The 18,999-nt window shown below is 68.2% G+C and carries 16 protein-coding genes; 10 read left to right on the forward strand and 6 right to left on the reverse strand.

From position 1 onward, the window contains the following. Positions 1-4: 4 nt before the first annotated feature. Positions 5-787, reverse strand: coding sequence for a histidinol-phosphatase (gene hisN, locus ACOTSS_RS18445; RefSeq protein WP_448689410.1), 783 nt, complete (start codon positions 785-787; stop codon positions 5-7). A gap of 117 nt (positions 788-904) precedes the next feature. On the opposite strand from hisN, the gene ACOTSS_RS18450 reads away from it, so the two are divergent. Beyond that, positions 905-1,447: a TetR/AcrR family transcriptional regulator gene (locus tag ACOTSS_RS18450; RefSeq protein WP_448689411.1), complete on the forward strand. Its 543-nt coding sequence runs from the start codon at positions 905-907 to the stop codon at positions 1,445-1,447. 25 nt (positions 1,448-1,472) lie between these two features. Here ACOTSS_RS18450 and ACOTSS_RS18455 read toward each other — a convergent pair whose 3' ends face one another. Next, entirely contained in the window at positions 1,473-2,408 is a 936-nt protein-coding gene (locus tag ACOTSS_RS18455; protein WP_095387889.1) for a ribose-phosphate pyrophosphokinase, read from the reverse strand. Between the two features lie 232 nt (positions 2,409-2,640). On the opposite strand from ACOTSS_RS18455, the gene ACOTSS_RS18460 reads away from it, so the two are divergent. The 4 genes from ACOTSS_RS18460 (at position 2,641) to rpmG (ending at position 6,903) form a co-directional block, all read left to right on the forward strand. Then, positions 2,641-4,302 carry an NAD+ synthase gene (locus ACOTSS_RS18460; RefSeq protein WP_448689412.1) on the forward strand — a complete coding sequence of 554 codons (1,662 nt, stop codon included), beginning with the start codon at positions 2,641-2,643 and terminating at the stop codon, positions 4,300-4,302. Positions 4,303-4,337: 35 nt separating this feature from the next. Then, complete coding sequence (locus ACOTSS_RS18465; RefSeq protein WP_448689413.1) at positions 4,338-5,648, forward strand: glutamate--tRNA ligase; 1,311 nt, start codon at positions 4,338-4,340, stop codon at positions 5,646-5,648. Positions 5,649-5,800: 152 nt separating this feature from the next. Next, a complete protein-coding gene (locus ACOTSS_RS18470) occupies positions 5,801-6,529 on the forward strand; it encodes an energy transducer TonB (protein WP_448689414.1) in 729 nt (242 codons plus the stop codon). Positions 6,530-6,735: 206 nt separating this feature from the next. Then, on the forward strand, positions 6,736-6,903 hold the full coding sequence (gene rpmG, locus ACOTSS_RS18475) for a 50S ribosomal protein L33 (RefSeq protein WP_003042331.1): 168 nt from the start codon (positions 6,736-6,738) through the stop codon (positions 6,901-6,903). A gap of 234 nt (positions 6,904-7,137) precedes the next feature. Here the strand turns inward: rpmG and ACOTSS_RS18480 are convergent, their stop codons facing one another. After that, a complete protein-coding gene (locus ACOTSS_RS18480; protein ID WP_448689415.1) occupies positions 7,138-7,800 on the reverse strand; it encodes a YggS family pyridoxal phosphate-dependent enzyme in 663 nt (220 codons plus the stop codon). 59 nt (positions 7,801-7,859) lie between these two features. Between ACOTSS_RS18480 and ACOTSS_RS18485 the strand changes: the two genes are divergently transcribed. Further along, positions 7,860-8,486, forward strand: coding sequence for a thiamine phosphate synthase (locus ACOTSS_RS18485; protein WP_448689416.1), 627 nt, complete (start codon positions 7,860-7,862; stop codon positions 8,484-8,486). Here ACOTSS_RS18485 and ACOTSS_RS18490 read toward each other — a convergent pair. After that, positions 8,459-9,169 (reverse strand): hypothetical protein, encoded by a 711-nt coding sequence (locus ACOTSS_RS18490; RefSeq protein WP_448689417.1) that lies wholly within the window; start codon positions 9,167-9,169, stop codon positions 8,459-8,461. The genes ACOTSS_RS18485 and ACOTSS_RS18490 overlap by 28 nt on opposite strands. Before the next feature lie 288 nt (positions 9,170-9,457). Between ACOTSS_RS18490 and ACOTSS_RS18495 the strand changes: the two genes are divergently transcribed. From ACOTSS_RS18495 to holA, 4 genes are read left to right on the forward strand one after another with little or no spacing between them, the layout of a single operon-like run. Next, positions 9,458-9,919 (forward strand): DUF3576 domain-containing protein, encoded by a 462-nt coding sequence (locus ACOTSS_RS18495; protein ID WP_448689418.1) that lies wholly within the window; start codon positions 9,458-9,460, stop codon positions 9,917-9,919. A 50-nt stretch (positions 9,920-9,969) separates the two neighbouring features. Further along, positions 9,970-12,534, forward strand: coding sequence for a leucine--tRNA ligase (gene leuS, locus ACOTSS_RS18500; protein WP_448689419.1), 2,565 nt, complete (start codon positions 9,970-9,972; stop codon positions 12,532-12,534). A 1-nt stretch (position 12,535) separates the two neighbouring features. After that, complete coding sequence (gene lptE / locus ACOTSS_RS18505; protein WP_448689420.1) at positions 12,536-13,072, forward strand: LPS assembly lipoprotein LptE; 537 nt, start codon at positions 12,536-12,538, stop codon at positions 13,070-13,072. Beyond that, on the forward strand, positions 13,069-14,100 hold the full coding sequence (gene holA / locus ACOTSS_RS18510) for a DNA polymerase III subunit delta (protein ID WP_448689421.1): 1,032 nt from the start codon (positions 13,069-13,071) through the stop codon (positions 14,098-14,100). The genes lptE and holA overlap by 4 nt, the downstream gene beginning before the upstream one ends. A gap of 32 nt (positions 14,101-14,132) precedes the next feature. On the opposite strand, the gene ACOTSS_RS18515 is transcribed toward holA, so the two are convergent. Together ACOTSS_RS18515 and ACOTSS_RS18520 are read right to left on the reverse strand one after the other, a co-directional pair. Further along, the gene (locus tag ACOTSS_RS18515) at positions 14,133-15,950 is read right to left on the reverse strand and encodes a cation:proton antiporter (RefSeq protein WP_448689422.1); all 1,818 of its coding nucleotides are present in this window, start codon (positions 15,948-15,950) and stop codon (positions 14,133-14,135) included. A gap of 105 nt (positions 15,951-16,055) precedes the next feature. Next, positions 16,056-18,839, reverse strand: coding sequence for a TonB-dependent receptor (locus tag ACOTSS_RS18520; protein ID WP_448689423.1), 2,784 nt, complete (start codon positions 18,837-18,839; stop codon positions 16,056-16,058). Positions 18,840-18,999 lie beyond the last annotated feature (160 nt).

Below are 18,999 nucleotides of genomic sequence, written 5' to 3' on the forward strand. Positions count from 1 at the left end.
TTCTTCAATGGTGGCACGCCAGCCCCTCGATAACGTCCTCGAGCCGCGCCGGATCCCCCAGCGCGATGACATGGCCGTCGCTGTCGGCGTGGAGCGGTTCGCCGTTCCAGTCGCACATCGTCCCGCCCGCGCCCTCGACCACCGGCACCAGCGCGGCGAAATCGTGGAGCTTCAGCCCCGCCTCGACCACCAGGTCGACATGACCGCTCGCCAGCAGTCCGTAATTATAGCAATCGCCGCCGAACACCATGCGCTTGTGCGCGGTCTGCGCGGCGAGCGCCATGAAATGCTCGCCGTCATGATCGGCGAAATATTGCGGCCCCGTCGTCGCGAGCGTCGCGTCGGCAAGGCTGCGGCAGGCGCGGGTCGCCGCGGGCTTGCCGTTGAACAATGTCGGCCGCCCCGTCGCGCCGACCCAGCGTTCGCCCGCAATCGGCTGATCGATGATGCCGAGCAGCGGCCAGCCGTCCTGCAGGAGCGCGATCAATGTCCCGAAGATCGGCCGGCCGGCCATGAAGCTGACCGTGCCGTCGATCGGGTCGAGCACCCACTGCCGTGCAGCCCCGGCGCGCTCGGCACCATATTCCTCGCCGATGATCCCGTCGCGCGGCGCCTCGGCTTCGAGCAGGCGGCGCATCGCGGCCTCCGCGCCGCGGTCGGCGTCGGTCACCGGCGAGGCGTCGGCCTTCGCCTCATGTGCAAAGGCAGTGCGGAAGAAGGGACGGATGGCCGCGCCGGCCGCATCGGCAAGGCGATTGGCGAGCGCGAGATCGGATTCGAGCGACATGCGCCAGCGCTAGCCGAGCGGCCGCCGCCCTGCCAGCCTCAACCGCGGTTCGAACGGTGTGGGAGCGCGATTATACCGATTTTACAATTTTGATATAAATTGTAAAATCGGGGTCGAATGAACGACGCTTTTCCTCTCGATCCGGTCGTCGCGACCTTCGCGCGCTACGGGCTGCGCCGGACGTCGATGACCGACGTCGCGCAGGCGCTCGGCGTGTCGCGCCAGTCGCTCTACAATCGCTTCGGGTCGAAGGACGCGCTTACGCGCTGGGCGGTGCAGTCGCTCATCGACCGCTCGCTCGCCGAGGCGCTGCGCGCGATCGAGCAGCCGACGCGGACGCTGCCCGACCGGCTCGCCGATGCACTCGACGCCTGGGTCGGGCGGCATCGGGACGCCTTGCACGCTTCGCCGCACGGGGTGGAGATCGTCGCGGCCATGCAACATCATCCGCCCGAGGCGGTGCGGACCGCCGAACGGCGGCTCGTCGCGGCGATGGCCGACGCGATCCGGCTCAGCGGCCCGGGATCGGCGGTGCCGCGCGCGGGGAGCATGGCGCAGGCGCTGTGCTGGGCCGCGCGCGGGCTCGTCCATGCCGTGCCCGACCATGCGACCTTTCGCCGTCAGCTCGATCATATCACCGGCGCGCTCGTCGCGCGGTGAGCGTGTTTGGAACGCGGTGCCGCGTTCAGTCGAACAGCGAAGAGACGCTCGTTTCGTCGGCGATGCGCTTGATCGCCTCGCCGAGCAGCGGCGCGACGGTCAGCGCGCGGACCTTGGCGCTGTCGTTGACCGCATCGGTCGGCTGGATCGAATCGGTGATGACGAGCTCGGTGAGCTCGCTCGCATCGACGCGCGCGACCGCGCCGCCCGACAGCACGCCGTGGGTGCAATAGGCGACGACGCCCTCGGCGCCCGCGGCCTTGAGCGCGGCGGCGGCGTTGCAGAGCGTGCCCGCCGAATCGACGATATCGTCGATCAGGATGCAGAAGCGGCCCGCGACGTCGCCGATGATGTTCATCACCTCCGATTCGCCGGCGCGCTCGCGGCGCTTGTCGACGATCGCCAACGGCGCATTGTCGAGCCGCTTGGCGAGCGCGCGCGCGCGCACCACGCCGCCGACGTCGGGCGACACGACCATCAGATTCTTGCCGCCGAAGCGCGCCTGGATGTCGGCGCTCATCACCGGCGCGGCATAGAGATTGTCGGTCGGAATATCGAAGAAGCCCTGGATCTGCCCGGCGTGCAGGTCGATCGCGAGCACGCGGTCGGCGCCCGAGGTGGTGATCAGGTTGGCGACGAGCTTCGCCGAGATCGGGGTACGCGGGCCGGGTTTGCGGTCCTGGCGGGCGTAACCGAAATAGGGGACGACCGCGGTGATCCGCTTCGCCGAGGCGCGGCGCAGCGCGTCGGTGAGGATCAGTAATTCCATCAGATTGTCGTTTGCCGGGAAATTGGTCGGCTGGACGACGAACACATCCTGGCCGCGGACATTCTCGTGAATCTCGACGAACACCTCTTCGTCGGCGAAGCGGCGCACGCTGGTATCGGTCAGCGGCAGCTCGAGATAGTCGGCGATCGCACGGGCCAGCGGCAGGTTGCTGTTGCCGGAGATGAGTTTCATGGGGTGCGAAGCCCTTTCGCGCGCGGGGTGGGATTGCGGGTCCCCTTAACCAGCGCGGGCGATTTGGGGAAGGGGTTAAAGCCATCGCGGCATATCGCAGCGCGCCCCTCGGTTTCGCGCAAAGCCGCAAAGGCGCGAAGCGGGACAGAGATCGTGTCCGCTCCCCGCGCCCAAGCCGCGCGGGCATCGGTCTTCGGTTGAATTCGGACGGGTTGCGCCTAAACCGCAAGGCATGACCGAAACGCTCACCATCGTCCTGTCGCAAATGACCCAGGCCGTCGGCGACCTTGCCGCCAATGCCGATGCGATGCGCAGCGTTCGCGCGCGGCACCGGGATGCCGACCTGATCGTCTTTCCCGAGCTGCAGCTGATCGGCTATCCGCCAGAGGATCTGGTGCTCAAGCCCGCGCTCGCCGAGCGGGCTGCGGCGATGCTCGCCGAGCTGGCGGCCGGGACCGGCGATGGCGGCCCGGCGATGCTCGTCGGATCGGTCGAGCGCGACGCTGAGGGGCGCCTCTATAATATGGTCGCGCTGCTCGACGAGGGCCGCGTGGTCGCGACGCGGCGCAAGCACGAACTGCCCAATTACGGCACCTTCGACGAAAAGCGCGTCTTCGCTCCGGGCCCGCTTCCCGAGATTATCGCATGGCGCGGGGTGAAGCTGGGCCTGCCGATCTGCGAGGATGGCTGGTTTCCGACCGTCTGCGGCCATCTCGCCGCCGGGGGTGCCGAGCTGCTGATCTCGGTCAACGGCAGCCCCTATGAGATCGACAAGGACGACCGGCGGCTCAGCCAGGTCTTCGGCGCGCGCGTCGCCGAGACGTCGCTGCCGTTGATCTTCCTCAACCGCGTCGGCGGGCAGGACGAGCTGGTGTTCGACGGCTGCTCCTTCGTTCTCAATGCCGACGGGAAACCCGCGCACCGGCTGACCGACTGGGAGGAGGAGGAGCGCGTCACGCGCTGGACCAAGCGCGACAACGGCTGGACATGCGAAGCGGGCATGATCGCCGAGTGGGAGGCGCACCCCGCCGACATCTACAGCGCGATGATCCTCAGCTTGCGCGACTATGTGGAGCGCAACCGCTTTCCCGGCGTCGTGCTTGGCCTGTCGGGCGGGATCGATTCGGCGATCTGCGCCGCGATCGCCGCCGACGCGCTCGGCCCCGACAAGGTCTGGTGCGTGATGCTGCCGAGCCGCTTCACCAGCCAGGCGAGCCTCGACGATGCGGCGGGCTGCGCGGCGATGATCGGCTGCCGGCTCGACACCATCCCGATCGTCCCCGCGGTCGAGGCGTTCGACGCGATGCTCAGCGGCACCTTCGCCGACAAGGACGTCGACATCACCGAGGAGAATGTCCAGTCGCGCATTCGCGGCGTCACGCTGATGGCGCTCAGCAACAAGTTCGGCCCGATGCTGCTGACCACGGGCAACAAGAGCGAGATGAGCGTTGGCTATGCGACCATCTATGGCGACATGGCGGGCGGCTATAATCCGCTGAAGGACGCGTACAAGACGACGGTGTTCGCGGTGGCGAAGTGGCGCAACGAAAATGTGCCGCGCCTCTCGCGCAATCCCGTGGCTCCCGTGATGCCCGATACGATCATCACCAAGCCGCCGAGCGCCGAGCTCCGCCCCGACCAGAAGGACGAGGACAGCCTGCCGCCCTACGCCGATCTCGACCGCATGCTCCACATGCTGGTCGAAGAGGAAGCGAGCGTCGACGATGTGGTCGCAAGATATGGCTTTGACCGCGACGCGGTGGCGCGGATCGAGCGATTGCTGATGCTCGCCGAGTATAAACGCCGTCAGGCGCCCCCGGGGGTCAAGCTGTCGACGCGCAACTTCGGCCGCGACCGGCGCTATCCGATCACCCACGGGTTCCGGACGGCCTGACTCGCCTTCAGCGCGAATCGGGCTATAGGCGCGTCATGACCGTCACGACCCGTTTTGCCCCCTCGCCGACCGGCATGCTCCACGTCGGCAATGTCCGCACCGCGCTTCACAACTGGCTGTGGGCGCGCAAGGCCGGCGGGCGCTTTCTGCTGCGGATCGACGACACCGATCTCGAGCGGTCAAAGGAAGAATATGTCGAGGGGATTCGCGCCGATCTGGCGTGGCTCGGGCTCGATATCGACGGCGAGGAGCGGCAGTCGGAGCGGTTCGTGCTCTACGAGGCCGAGTTTGCGAAGCTGAAGGCGGCCGGGCGCGTCTATGCCTGTTACGAGACGCCGGAAGAGCTGGAGATTCGCCGCAAGATTCTGCTCTCGCGCGGCCTGCCGCCGGTCTATGAGCGCAAGCCCGCCGATGCGCCTGTGCCCGAGGGCGTGGCGCCGCACTGGCGCTTCAGGCTCGACCATGACGCGCCGATCGAATGGGCCGATCTCGTCCGCGGACCCCAGCATTTCGAACCGAAAACGTTGTCCGACCCCGTCGTGCGGCGCGCCGACGGTAGTTGGCTCTATCTGCTCCCGAGCGTGATCGACGACATCGCGATGGGGATCAGCCATGTCGTGCGCGGCGAGGATCATGTCTCGAACACCGCGGCACAGATCCAGATGTTCGCCGCGCTCGGCGCCGAGCCGCCCCAATTCGCGCACGAAGCCCTGCTCGTCGGCACCGAGGGCAAATTGTCGAAGCGTCTGGGCTCGCTCGGCATGGCGAACTTGCGCGACGCGGGGATCGAGCCGGTTGCGCTCGCAGCGCTGCTCGCGCGGCTCGGGACGAGCGATCCGGTCGAGCCGGTGACCAGCCTCGCGCCCTTGATCGCAGGGGTCGATTTCGCGCGCTTCGGCCGCGCCCCGGCGCGTTTCGACGAGGGTGAGCTTGCGCTGCTCAATCAGAAGATATTGCACCATACCGATTATCACGCGGTCGCGCCGCGCCTGCCCGCCGCGATCGACGAAGCGCGCTGGAACGCGATTCGCCCGAACCTGATGACCGTCGCCGAGGCGGCGGACTGGGGGGCGGTGTTCGACGGACCCTTTACGCCGCCGACGCCCGACGCGGCTGACCAGCCCGTGCTCGCCGCCGCCGCCGCCGCCGCGCCCGCGCTCGATTGGGGCGCCGATCCCTGGCACGCGCTCACCGAGGCGGTGAAGGCGGCGACCGGGGCGAAGGGCCGCGCACTCTTTCTGCCGCTGCGCCGCGCGCTGACGGGGCGCGACCATGGCCCCGACATGCGCGAATTGCTGCCGCTGATCGCGAAGGACGAAGCCGTCGCGCGGCTTTCGCTGACATAACGGCCTCCAAATCCTCCTTTCTTCGATTTCTCTTGCCGACTTCGCCGATTGACAATTCAGGTCACGTTATACTATCTCATATTCCATGACCCGACCGATAGCGGCGGTCGAAGCGCGGCGGGGCCGGGTCGTCACAGGCAAGGAGAGAGGCCATGACGCTGATACCCATGATTTCCGCTCTGGTGGCGATGCCCGAACGGAGCGCGGCTGCCGCCGGTTCGACGATGGCGCCGCGCTACGGCTATAACCCCGGCGCGGGGCATCGGCCGGTCGCCGCGGCGCTGGCGATCGGCCTGCCGGTCGCGCTGGTCGTCGCGGTCGCGCTGTCGCCGATGATCATCGAGACGGCGCCGCGGACCGAATCCCCGCCGTGGACGTCGATTTTCCTGCCGAAGCCCGAGCCTGAGCCGCCCAAGCCGCAACCCGAGACGCAGACGCAGCCGACGAGCAGCCAGGCGACCGAAACGGTCGAGACGGTCTTCAAGCTCCCTGCCGATACCGCCAACCGAGTCGCCGAGGGACCGATCATGCTCGATCCGCCGCCGGTGCCTCCGGGCCCGCCGGTGTCGATCGACCCGCCGGCCCCGCCCAAGCTGGTGCTGGCCGAGGTCGATCCGCGCTTCGCGGGATTGTTCCAACCCGAATATCCGGTGCGCGAGGAGCGCGCGGGGATCGAGGGCAGCGTCACGCTGCGCGTGCGGATCGGCACCGACGGGCGGGTGAAGGCGGTCGAACTGGTGCGCACCGACAGTCCCGCCTTCTTCGAGGCGGCGAAGAAGCGCGCGCTCTCGAAATGGCGCTTCAAGCCCGCGACGCGCGGCGGCACGCCCGAAGAAAGCTGGAAGGAGATGACCGTCCGCTTCCAGATCAGGAGTGCCTGAGTCGGCAACCGGGCGGAGGGCGGCCGCGCCGTCCGCCCGCTGCTTTTGCTTGACAGAGGCCGCGAATCCCGCCAATGGCGCGCGGATAAATGGGGGCGGCGCCCGGTGCGCGGCCCTCTTGTTTTTCACACCGACCGCCGGGGCCCCAAGTCCCGCCGCATCGGCCGGACACCCGGCGGATGTGCCAATATTCGAGGAACAGGGCCATGGCCAAGCCGACGACCGTCAAGATCAAGCTGGTGAGCACCGCCGACACGGGCTTCTTCTACGTCACCAAGAAGAACCCGCGCACGATGACCGAGAAGATGTCTGTGCGCAAATACGACCCGCGTGCGCGCAAGCACGTCGAGTTCAAGGAAGCCAAGATCAAGTGACGCCGCGTCCCGCGCGGCGCGGCCGCGCGGGTTGAAACGCGTCATCCCGGCTCGATCCGGGTGCAAAGGGCGGCCGCGGGCCGCCCTTTTTCGTGCGCGGAGCGGGGGTGCCGGCTTGGGGTGGGGAGCGGACGTTCACTACTCCCTCGTCATTGCCCCCTTTCGCGGGAATGACGAAGCTATGAGATGCGAAGCGTCAGTCGCCGGCCGCTTGTCGCCATCCGCGGCGGCGCCCTACCCCCGCGTCCCGAACAGCGCCGTTCCCACCCGCACATGCGTTGCGCCCAGCATCACCGCGGTTTCGTAATCGCCGCTCATCCCCATCGAGCGCAGCGGCAGGCCGTGGCGCTCGGCGAGTTCGTCGAGCAGCGCGAAATAGGGTGCGGGCTCGACGTCCGCGGGGGGGATCGCCATCAGCCCGTCGATCGCCAGCCCGGCGTTCTTCGCCGCGTCGAGCAGCGCGGGCAGGTCGGCGATCGCGCAGCCGCCCTTCTGCGCCTCGTCGCCGACATTGACCTGCACGAACAATCGCGGCTGCCGGCCCACCTTGGCGCAGGCCTTGCCGAGCGCCGCGACGAGCGACGGGCGGTCGACCGAGTGGATCGCGTCGAACAGCGCCACCGCATCCTCGGCCTTGTTCGACTGGAGCTGGCCGATCAGGTGGAGCGTGATCCCGGGCGTTTCGGCGCGCAGTGCGGGCCATTTGGCGGCCGCCTCCTGGACGCGATTCTCGCCGAAGTGCCGCTGGCCTGCGGCGATCAGCGGACGGATCGCTTCGGCCTCGTGCGTTTTCGATACCGCAATCAGGCAGATATCGCCGGCGCGTCGCTGCGCGCGCTTCGCCGCCTCTGCGATCGCCGTCTGCACCCCGGCCAGCCTGTCCGCCGCGTCGCTCATTCCGCCTCCTGTTCCGCGCGCCCGTTGCGCGCCTCAGCCCCGCGCCTATAGAAAGCGCGATGACCCGATACCAGCCCCCGCCGCCGATGCTCTGGTTGCTGAGCGACGAGCGCATGGCGGTGCCGGTCGTGCGGCTCGCGGCTGATCTGCCGCCGGGGAGCGGCATCGTGCTGCGTCATGACAGCCTGCCCGCCGCCGGGCGCTGGCGCTTGCTGCGGCGGCTGAAGCGTATCGCCGCCGTGCGCCGGCTGGTCATCATACTCGCCGGATCGCCCGCGGACGCCAGGCGCTGGGGTGCCGACGGCGTCCATTTGCGCCAGCGTCGCGCGGGGCAGGCCAGCGCGGCGCACCGGTTCGGGCTGCTGCTGACCATGCCGGTCCACGACGCCCGCGAAGCGCGCGCTGCGCGCCGGGCAAGGGCGCAGGCGACCTTCGTCTCGCCACTCCATCCGACGCGGTCGCACCCCGGCGCACCGACGCTGGGGCCCGCCGCATGGCTGCGGCTCGCGCGGTTGACGGGCGGCCGCGCGATCGCGCTCGGCGGAATGACGCCGGCGCGCGCGCGCGCGCTGCTTCGTCAGAGCGCGGGAAGCGGAGTCCAGCCGGGCTGGGCGGCGATCGATGCGTGGGCGGAAAAGGCGGCGAAGCGCCGGGCGCGTCAGAAGCGGAACTGCGTCCCGACATAGACCGCCTGGCTGTCGCGCCGCGTATCGGTCAGCGGCTCGACGCGGTCGTCGCTCTTGTAGCGGACCCCCGCGGTGACATCGAGGTTGCGCGTGATACGATAGCTGCTGACGACGTCGACGGCCTGGGTGTCGCCGGGTGCGGTGACGCGGTCGGTCGCCCCGGCGGGGTCGCTGGTCCGGTTGATCATCCGCGTCGCGAAGCGCGACTTGCGTTCGGCCTGTTCGGGCGCATGCGCGACCGGCAGGTTGCGAAGGTCGGTACCGCGCGGGAGCTGCGGCGTGACGAACTTCTCGAACCCGACCGAAGCCCCCAGATTATAGGCGACCGGCGCTATCGCGATCGGCGCGCGTCCCTTGGCGAGCGCGGCGGTACGCGCGGCGCTCGAGGCGTCGTCACGAGAGCGAATCACGACGGTGATCGCGCGGTTCTTGCGACTGTCGTCGGTGACCGCGGGAGTGAAGCTGAAGTTGCGGCGCGCCGCCTCGGACACTTTGGCGTAGCGCGCGATCAGGCGCGGGTCGCCGGCCGCGGGCGTGAATTCGCCCAGCAAGGTTTCCGAAATCGACATGGGACGGATGCTGTCGGAGCGCGTCATCGCCGCCAGCGCCGGCGGCAGGGCGAGCGAAATCGCCGCCGCAACGACGAGACCCCCCTGCCAAAAATGTCGCGGCGCTCGCGCCATGATTCTGCGACTCCAACCCCAGATGGTTCGATAGATAGGCGGCTTCGCCCGACAATTCCAGTGATTCGCGAGTCTTTGTCGCCGGCGTTCCGATTTTTGCTCCGGTTGTTGCGCGATGATCACAGTCGGCGCATTTTTCGAACCCGACCCTGACTGCAGCCTGAACCGCGACGAACCGGAAATTGCCGTGCTTGCCGGACGGCGGCAAGGGCGATAGAGACGCTCCCAAATCCGCAGCAACGCGGCCGGGTCCGCCCGTCCCCCGCGTCCAAGATAAGGTGTTTCGGCATGTCTCAGCTTTCCGCCCTGGCCTCGCTCGGTCGCCGCCCTGCCACGCTCGCGCTGCTCGGGCTCACGGCGCTCGGCCTCGCGGCCTGCGGCGGCAAGGAACGGCCGCGCGCCGACCTCGCCGCGTCGCAGGTCACGACGATCGGCGTGAACAGCTATTTGTGGCGCGCCTCGCTCGATGCGCTCTCCTTCATGCCGCTGCTTCAGGCCGATTCGTCGGGCGGTGTCATCATCACCGACTGGTATGCGAACCCGCAGAATCCGAACGAGCGGATGAAGGTGACGGTGTCGATCCTCGACCGCGATCTGCGCGCCGACGCGCTGCGCGTCGCCGCCTCGCGGCAGGTCGCGCAGGGCGGCACCTGGGTCGATGCGCCGGTCGAAGCGGCGACGGTGCAGAAGCTCGAGGAAGTGATCCTCACGCGCGCCCGCGACCTGCGTCGCTCGGCCATCGAGGGCTAATCGCGCGGCGCGCCCGCGCCGCCCCATGAAGACAACGGGGTAAGACAGGAATGACCCGCGAAATGCGCTTTGGCGCCCTGGCCGCCGACGCCCGATGGCAGGCGGCGTGGGAGCGTGCGAACAGCTTTGCCACGACCGACACCGGCGACGCCAAGGAAAATGGGCGGCCCAAGGCCTATATCCTCGAGATGTTTCCCTATCCGTCGGGGCGCATCCATATGGGGCACGTCCGCAACTACACGATGGGTGACGTGCTGGCCCGGTTCAAAAGGATGACCGGGCACGACGTCCTCCACCCGATGGGTTGGGACGCCTTCGGCATGCCGGCCGAGAATGCGGCGATGGAAAAGGGCGTCCACCCGAATGGCTGGACCCGTGCCAATATCGACGCGATGCGCGGACAGCTCAAGCGGCTCGGGCTCGCGATCGACTGGACTCGCGAGCTCGCGACCTGCGACGCCGATTATTACGGTCAGGAACAGGCGCTGTTCCTCGACCTGTTCGCTGCGGGCCTCGTCACGCGCAAGGAAAGCTACGTCAACTGGGACCCGGTCGACATGACGGTGCTCGCCAACGAGCAGGTGATCGACGGCCGCGGCTGGCGCTCGGGCGCGCTGGTCGAGAAGAAGAAATTGTCGCAGTGGTTCCTCAAGATCACCGACTTCGCCGACGAGCTGCTCGAAGGGCTGAAGAGCCTCGACCAATGGCCCGACAAGGTGCGGCTGATGCAGGAAAACTGGATCGGCAAGTCGCAGGGTCTCGAATTCTCGTTCCGCCTCGCCGGTGGCGCGCCGGGTTTCGACGTCTTCACGACGCGCCCCGACACGCTTTACGGCGCGAGCTTCGCGGCGATCTCGCCCGATCATCCGCTCGCCGAACGCCTCGCGAAGGATTCGCCCGAGCTCGCGGCCTTCATCGCCGAATGCCGCCGCCAGGGGACGTCGGCGGAGCAATTGGAGACCGGCGAGAAGCTGGGCTTCGACACCGGCCTCGCGGTCGAACATCCGCTCGATCCCGACTGGCATCTGCCGGTCTGGGTCGTCAATTATGTGCTGATGGACTATGGCACCGGCGCGATCTTCGGTTGCCCGGCGCACGACCAGCGCGACCTCGACTTCGCGCGCAAATATGAGCTGCCGGTCCACCGTGTCATCGCCGATGGAGAGGATGACGAACAGGTCTTCCACGGTGACGAGGCCTATGTCGGCTCCGGCCGCCTCGTGAACAGCCATTTCCTGAACGGCATGAGCATCGACGAGGCCAAGGCGGCCGTCATTACGCGCGCCGAGCATGAGGGCTGGGGCAAGGGCACGACGGTGTGGCGCCTGCGCGACTGGGGCGTCTCGCGCCAGCGCTATTGGGGCACGCCGATCCCCTTCATCCACTGCGCCGCGTGCGGGCTGGTGCCGGTGCCGAAGAGCGAGCTTCCGGTCACCCTGCCCGAGGATGCCGATTTCTCGGTCCCCGGCAATCCGCTCGACCGTCATCCGACGTGGAAGCACACCAGCTGCCCCTCGTGCGGCGGCGAGGCGGTGCGCGAGACCGACACGCTCGACACCTTCGTCGATTCGTCGTGGTATTTCCTGCGCTTCGCCAGCGCGCCCGCTGACAAGCCGTTCGATCCGGCGGTGATCGCGCGCTGGCTGCCGGTCGACCAGTATATCGGCGGCATCGAACATGCGATCCTCCACCTGCTCTACGCGCGCTTCTGGACGCGCGCGCTGCAGCGGATCGGCATGGTCGACATCAAGGAACCCTTCGCCAGCCTGTTCACGCAGGGCATGGTGACGCACGAAACCTATGGCCGCACGCAGGGCGAGGGGCTGCCGCCGCTCTATTTCACCCCCGAGGAAGTGACGCGCACCGCCGAGGGCGCGACGCTGGTCGCCGACGGCGCGCCGGTCGAGGTCGGCCGTATCATCAAGATGTCGAAGTCGAAGAAGAATGTCGTCGATCCCGACGCCATCCTCGACCAGTACGGCGCCGACGCGGCGCGCTGGTTCATGCTGTCCGACAGCCCGCCCGAGCGCGACCTGCCGTGGAGCGAGGCGGGGATCGAGGGCGCGTGGCGCTTCGTCCAGCGCTTGTGGCGCCTGTTCGGCGAGACCGAGAATGTCGGCGACGGCGGCGAAGACATCGCGCTCGCAAGGCGGCTCCACCGCGCGATCGCCGGGGTTGCCGCCGATATCGAGGCACTGGGCTTCAACAAGGCGGTGGCGAAGATCCACGCGCTCGCCAACGATATCGAGAAGGCGAAGCCCTCGGCGACCCGCGCCGAGGCGTGCCGCATCCTGATCCTGCTCGTCGCGCCGATGATGCCGCACCTTGCCGAAGAGGCGTGGGCGGCGCTCCCCGATGCGCAGAGGCCCGTCGCGATGGTCGCCGACGCGGCGTGGCCCGCCGCGAATCCGGCACTGCTCGCCGACGACGAGGTGACGATCGTGATCCAGGTCGCGGGCAAGCGCCGCGACGAAATCGCGCTCGCCAAGGGGCTGGACAAGGATGCCGTCGAGGCCGCGGCGCTCGCGCGCCCGCGCATCGCCGAACTGCTCGGCGGCGCGGCGCCGAAGAAGGTGATTGTGGTCCCCGACCGTCTGGTCAATATTGTCCCCTAAGATGCGCGCGCTTGTCGTCTCCTGCCTCGTCGCTTTGTCGCTGCCGCTCGGCGGCTGCGGGCTCCGGCCGCTCTATGCGAGCGGCGCGAAGGGCGGGGTGGCGACGATGCTCGCCGACATCGACGTCGGGCCGATCGAGGGTCACGCCGGCTGGCTCGTCCGCAACGCGCTGCGCGACCGCTTCGTCGCGGCGCAGGGCGGGCGCGGCGAGGGCAATCGCTACCGGCTCGACGTGCGGCTCGAGGACAGCATCACCGGCTTCGGCGTCCGCTCCGACGATGCGGTGACGCGCGAACGGCGGACGCTGCGCGCGCGCTACCAGCTCGTCGACGGGCAGACCAACCAGGTGTTGCTCGACGCGACCGCCGCGCAGGACGCCGGCATCGACGTCGTCGGCAGCGAATATGCGACGATCGCCGCCGAGAATTCGTCGCTCGAACGGCTGGCGTCGGGGATCGCCGACCAGATCGTCGCGCGGCTCGCGGTCTATGCCGACCGTGGCGGCCCCGCGGCGGCGCCCGCCAATCCCGCTCCGTGAAGACGGTCAAGCCCGCCGAGATCGAACGCCAGACCCGGCTCGACCCCGCGGTTCGCCTGACTCTGCTGACCGGCCCCGACGAGGCGACGATGAACGCGGTTGCGGCGCGGCTCGTCGCGCTCGCGGGGAAGGAGGCCGAGCGCCTCGATCTTTCCTCGTCGCAACTCGGACAGGATCCCTCGCTGCTCGCCGCCGAAGCGGCGTCGATGTCGCTCTTCGCGACCGAGCGCGTGATAAGGCTCGAAATCATGGGGAGCGGCGACGATTGCGTCGAGGCCGTGGCGGCGCTGCTCGCGGCCGACACCGCGGTCAACCCGGTGGTCGCGACCGGCGCGACGGTGACCGCCAAGTCGAAGCTGGTGAAGCTGATCGAGGGCTCGACCACGGGCATCGCCGCCATCTGCTACCAACCCGATCGCCGCGCGCTCGTCGGCATCGCGATCGCGGCGGCCGAGGAACAGGGCCTGCGGCTCGCCAATGCCGAGGCGCAGCTGCTCGTCGATCTCGTCTCGGGCGACCAGGCGCTGATGCGGCGCGAGCTCGAAAAGATCGCGCTCTATCTCGACGCGGCGCGCGACCGGCAGCGGCAGGTGACCGCCGCCGACATCGCCGCGCTCGGTGCCGCGACGCACGAGGAGGATGTCAGCGAGTGCATCAACGTCGCGCTCGGCGGCAAGGTGCGCGAGCTTCCCGACATGCTCGCGAAGGCGGCGGCGGTCGGGGTCGCCGAAATCCGCATCATCCGCGCGCTGGCGATCCGTACGATGCAGCTCGCGCGGCTGCGTGCCGAGGTCGACGCGGGCGCGCACCCCGCGACGGTGGTCGCGGCGCGCAGCAGCGGCGTGTTCTGGAAGGAGCAGAGCGCGGTGACCGCGCAGCTCCACATCTGGGATTCGCTCCGCGTCGCGCGGCTGATGAGCCGGCTGCTCGACTGCGAGCGCGCGCTCAAGGCCTCGGGCACCGCGGGCGCGGTGCTGTTCCGCAAGCTGATGACCGACATCGCCTATCAGGCCGCGCGGGCGCGGTGATCTTCTCTCCCTCCCGCTTGCGGGAGGGGGCCTTACGCCGCTGCCTCGCGCGCCTCCAGCCGCGCCTTGGGGTCGTCGGGCGGCACGAAGGTCCAGACGGTATCGCCCGCATCGACCCCCGGCCGGTGCTGGACCGAGAAGACGGCGAGGTCGCCCGAAGCGCGCACCACCGCCAGGCTGTCGCCCCCCGACGCCTTCATCCGCGCGACGAAATCGGCATAGGTGAATTTCTCGGTGATCTTCGTCCGGCCGAAGGTCCAGCCGGCCAGCAGCCGGTCGAGCTGCTCCTCGATCGGCGTTCCCGCGAGGGTGAAGACGCGCCCGCGCCGCTGGCTGCCCGGCCGCGATTCGCCGATCATCCGGCTGACGCGCGCGTGGCCGACCTCGGGCGCCAGCTCGCTGCACACCAGCGCGTTATAGGCGTCGTTGTCGGTCGCCGCGATCAGTTGCTGGTAGCGGCCCATGTCGAGATGGTCGTCGTGCGTCTCGTCCAATATGTCGCCGTGATAGACGGGCAGGCCGGCACGCCGCGCGCGGCGCAGCGCCAGCTGGCTCGGGTCGGCGATCAGTATGTCGCGCCCCTGCGCCTTGACGAACTGGGCGAAGGCGATCGTCCAGCTGTTGGCGCCGACGAGCAGCACCCCGTCGCCCTTGCCGCGGTCGAGCCCCAGCCAGCGCGCGAAGGGGGCGGCGGTGAAGCCGTGGGCGAAGATCGTCGCGATCACTACCGCGAAGGACAGCGGCACCAGCGCCTCGGCGCCCGCTATGCCATAGTCGGAGAGGCGCAGCGCGAACAGGCCGGTCACCGCCGCGGCGACGATGCCGCGCGGCGCGATCCACGCAACGAACAATCGCTCCTTGAACGGAATGCGCGTGAACAGCAGCGCGAGCATGATGGTCAGCGGCCGCACGACGAACAGCAGCAGGATCAGGAACAGGATGAAGCGCGCCTGGAAATTGGTCACCACATTCCAGTCGAGCGTCGCCGACAGGATGATGAACACGCCCGAGACGAGGAGGACGGTCAGATCCTCCTTGAAGCGGAGCAGCATATGGCTCGAATCGGTCTCGCGGTTCGCCATCACCACGCCCATCACCGTGACGGTGATCAGGCCGGTTTCGTGCATGATCAGGTCGGCGAAGACGAAGGCGGCGATCACCGTGGTCAGCAGCACCGGCGCCTTCAGATATTCGGGAACCCAGCCGCGCACGAAGGCGGAGGTCAGCGCGAAGGCCGCCCCGCCGCCGATCAGCATCGCGAGCAGGCTCGCCGCGACGACGTCGGTGACGATGGCGACGCTGTTCGCCTGCGCGCCGCCATGGGTGATATAGGCGTAGATGCCTACGCCAAGCAGCGCGCCGATCGGGTCGTTCACGATCGCTTCCCATTTCAGCATATGCTTGACGCGCGGCGTGATGTTGAGCGTGCGGAGCAGCGGCACGACCACCGTCGGGCCGGTGACGACCATGATGCCGCCGAACAGCGCCGCGATCTCCAGCGGCAGGCCGGCGCCATAATAGGCGGCGGCGGTGCCGAGCGCCCAGCCCACGGGCACGCCGACGAAGACGAGCATGAACACCGCGACGCCGGCGTGGCGGAGTTCGCGGAACTTCAGCGTCAGCCCGCCCTCGAACAGGATCACCGCGACGGCGAGCTTGATCATCGGCTCGCGCAGCGCGCCGAAATCCTGCTCGGGATGAATGAGGCCGAGCACCGGGCCGGCGATGATGCCCGCGATCAGCATCAGCGCGATCGCCGGTCGCCCGGTGCGCCACGCGACCCATTGCGCGCCGATGCCGATGACCCCGATCAGGGCGATTTTGACGAGCAGGGAGTCGATCGCGAACATGGCTTGGAGCCTAGGCCATGGCGCAGAAAAGACGCCAGAAAAAAAGAGACCGCCCACTCCCCTTGCGGCGAGCGGGCGGTCCGGTCTTTCAGCGGCGAAGCGCGATCAGAATTTGCCGCGCAGCGTCACGCCATAGGTCCTGGGTTCGGCCAGGAACTGCGAGAAGATCTGGCGTCCGCCCGGATATTGCGGGTCGACGAAGGGTGCCGACGACGCACCCGCCTGGAAAGGCGAGTTGAAGGCGACCTGGGCGTAATTCTTGTTGAAGATATTCTGCGCCCACAGTTCGACGCCCCATTTCTCGTCGGGGCCGCGGATGCCGAGGCGGGCGTTGAACAGCGCATAGCCGTCCTGTTCCTTCTGCGGGAACAGGTCCGATCCGGTATTATAGTCGCTGGTCATGCGGCCGTCGATATAGAGGAGGCCGGTCAGCCCGCTGCTGCCGATCTCGGGCGTCCAGGTGATGCTGCCGGTCGCGACCCATTCGGGCGCGTTCGACAGATTGTCGCCGGGCAGCTTGCGCAGCGCCGGGTCGAGCGGCGCGCCCGACTTGTTGCCGACCAGATCGCCGCGATATTTGGTCTTCGCATAGGTGAGCCCCGCGGCGAGGCGGAAGTCGCGCGCCGGAACCAGCGAGGCTTCGATCTCGACGCCTTCGGTGCGCACGCCCCAGCTCACATCGTCCGCAGCGCACGCGCCCGTCGCCCCGCTCGTGTCGGTGTCGGCACCGGGGCCGCCGACCAGGTCACCGCCGCAACCGTTGATCGTCTGGACGATGAACACGCTGCCGTTGAAGGTGTTGAGCTGGAAGTTGCTGAAATCCGACCGGAAGGCCGACACGCCGAGGCTGAACGGCCCCGTCGCATATTTGGCGCCGATTTCATAGGCTTTGACCAGTTCAGGGTCGAACTGCAAAGCGTCCACGACCGCCTGCGCCCCGCCGACCGCGGCGAAGGGCAGGATCGGCGATTTGAGCGCCGACCGGTCGAGGTTGAACCCGCCCGCCTTGTAGCCGCGCGAATAGCTTGCGTAGGTCAGAAGGTCGGGGGTCGGCTTCCACGACAGGATTGCGGTGCCGGTCCATTCGTCCTCGGTGCGCTGGTCGTTGATCGACACGCCGTCGAGCTCGGCGGTGGCATTGCCCTGGCAGCCGAGGCCGATCAGCGCCCCGGCGAGCGCCTTTGCGGTCGCATTCGACGTCGCGCTCGTCAGATCGTCGAGCACCAGCCCCTGAATCTGCGGGCAGATGACATTGTCGTTGTTGAACGTCGCCGAAAACTTCTTCTTGTCGTGGGTGTAACGCACGCCGAAGGTGAAATCGATCGTGTCGGTCACGTGGAAGATATTGTGCGTGAACAGCGCCCAGTTGGTGCCGTTCTGATAATAGCGGTCGTCGACGCTGCCGAGATCGTTGAGCCCGTCGAGCAGGTTGAAGGCCGCGAGGATGTCGGGGCCCGATGCGCCGCTCGCGCCCGCGATCGTCGCGGGGCCGACGCCGGGGAAGACGCACAGCGGGCTCGTGGGCGAATAGAGGCCCGCAAGGCCGCCGCCCGAAATGATGCGGCAGTTGGCGAAACGGCCGTAATCATTGCCGAAGCGCAGATTGTCGCGCACCGTCAGCTTCTCGTTGGCGTAGAAGCCGCCGACGAGCCAGTCGAGCTTGCCTCCGAAGGCCTCGCCGTTCAGCCGCACTTCCTGGGTGAAGGTGTGGAACTGGCGATAGGCGTCGTCGCTCGGCGCGCGGTAGAGGATGTCGACGGTGCCATAGTCGAGGTCGCCGGCCTGGCTCGACCGATATTCGCGATAGGCGGTGATCGAGGTCAGCGTCGCGCCGCCGAAATCATAGTCGATCTGGCCCGAGAAGCCGTAATCCTTGGTCTCGCCGGCAAGGCTGCGCCCCGGCGTGACCGACAGCGTCCGGTCGTAACCCTGATTGAAGGCGCCCGGCGCCTGACCGAGGTTGATGAGGACCTGCGTGATGTTGTTCGTCGTCGGCGTCGCGGGAATGCCCGGGTTGTTGAGGTCGCCGATATAGGGGTTGACGCTGTTGTCGACATAGATGGCGCCGCAGCATTTCTCGTCGCGGAACGTATAGTCGGCGATCAGCCGCACCGACAGCGCATCGGTCGGCTCGAACAGCAGCTGGCCGCGCAGGAAATAGCGGTCGCGGTTGTTGACGTCGGTGTTGTTCGCCGGGTCCTTGTAGAAACCGTCGCGCTTGACCCAGACGCCGTCGATGCGCGCGGCGAGCGTGTCGCTGATCGGCCCGGTCAGGCTGGCGGCGGCGCGCCAGTAATCATAATTGCCATAGGTGATCTCGCCCGACCCGCCGAAGGTGAATTCGGGCTTCTTCGAATAGATGCTGATCAGGCCCGCCGACGAGTTGCGTCCGCCGAGCGTGCCTTGCGGGCCGCGCTGCACTTCGACGCGGTCGAGTTCGCCGAGTTCGTTGAGCCCGATGCCCGAGCGCGAGCGATAGACGCCGTCGATGAACACCGGGACCGAGCTTTCGAGGCCGGGGTTGTCGCCGACGGTGCCGATGCCGCGGATGCGCGCTGAGCCGTTGGCCTCGGAGCCGGTCGACGAGACGAGCAGCGACGGCGCGACCTGGTTCAATTGGCGGATGTCGTTGGCGCCGCTGTTCTGCATCGCCTCGGCGCCGACCGCCGAGATGGCGACCGGAACATCGGACAGCAGCTGGGCGCGGCCCTGCGCGGTGACGACGATCGCGTCACTGGCGGAATCGTCGGCGGCCGCGTTCTGGGGCGCGCTGTCCGCGGCCGCGCTGTCCTGCGCGAAGGCGGGCGCCGCGGCCGCGGCGACCGCCAGCGACACGCCGAGCGCGCTGGTGCGCAAAAGGCGGGCAGCAAGAAGGGAAGAAGATTTCATGACGGGCACTCCTCTCTCAACATTTCATTTTTTCGTTGCGCCTCGAAACATACCCAAACTGCGCCGCCGTTCCAGCGAACGCGGCGCGATCCGATGATTGTTTGCGCGGAGTGATGCAATTCGGCCACAGGGGCGAAACCCCGCATTTCCACGATGCAGG

It is taken from the genome of Sphingopyxis sp. NJF-3, from assembly GCF_053514865.1.

Excerpts from the sequence above, each read along its gene's own strand:
- ACOTSS_RS18495 (WP_448689418.1), top strand. The coding sequence starts at position 9,458 with ATGTCTCAGCTTTCCGCCCTGGCCTCGCTCGGTCGCCGCCCTGCCACG.
- ACOTSS_RS18460 (WP_448689412.1), top strand. The coding sequence starts at position 2,641 with ATGACCGAAACGCTCACCATCGTCCTGTCGCAAATGACCCAGGCCGTC.
- ACOTSS_RS18520 (WP_448689423.1), bottom strand. The coding sequence starts at position 18,839 with ATGAAATCTTCTTCCCTTCTTGCTGCCCGCCTTTTGCGCACCAGCGCG.
- ACOTSS_RS18455 (WP_095387889.1), bottom strand. The coding sequence starts at position 2,408 with ATGAAACTCATCTCCGGCAACAGCAACCTGCCGCTGGCCCGTGCGATC.
- ACOTSS_RS18480 (WP_448689415.1), bottom strand. The coding sequence starts at position 7,800 with ATGAGCGACGCGGCGGACAGGCTGGCCGGGGTGCAGACGGCGATCGCA.
- ACOTSS_RS18470 (WP_448689414.1), top strand. The coding sequence starts at position 5,801 with ATGACGCTGATACCCATGATTTCCGCTCTGGTGGCGATGCCCGAACGG.
- ACOTSS_RS18515 (WP_448689422.1), bottom strand. The coding sequence starts at position 15,950 with ATGTTCGCGATCGACTCCCTGCTCGTCAAAATCGCCCTGATCGGGGTC.
- lptE (WP_448689420.1), top strand. The coding sequence starts at position 12,536 with ATGCGCGCGCTTGTCGTCTCCTGCCTCGTCGCTTTGTCGCTGCCGCTC.
- leuS (WP_448689419.1), top strand. The coding sequence starts at position 9,970 with ATGACCCGCGAAATGCGCTTTGGCGCCCTGGCCGCCGACGCCCGATGG.
- ACOTSS_RS18465 (WP_448689413.1), top strand. The coding sequence starts at position 4,338 with ATGACCGTCACGACCCGTTTTGCCCCCTCGCCGACCGGCATGCTCCAC.
- hisN (WP_448689410.1), bottom strand. The coding sequence starts at position 787 with ATGTCGCTCGAATCCGATCTCGCGCTCGCCAATCGCCTTGCCGATGCG.
- ACOTSS_RS18490 (WP_448689417.1), bottom strand. The coding sequence starts at position 9,169 with ATGGCGCGAGCGCCGCGACATTTTTGGCAGGGGGGTCTCGTCGTTGCG.
- ACOTSS_RS18450 (WP_448689411.1), top strand. The coding sequence starts at position 905 with ATGAACGACGCTTTTCCTCTCGATCCGGTCGTCGCGACCTTCGCGCGC.
- ACOTSS_RS18485 (WP_448689416.1), top strand. The coding sequence starts at position 7,860 with ATGACCCGATACCAGCCCCCGCCGCCGATGCTCTGGTTGCTGAGCGAC.
- rpmG (WP_003042331.1), top strand. The coding sequence starts at position 6,736 with ATGGCCAAGCCGACGACCGTCAAGATCAAGCTGGTGAGCACCGCCGAC.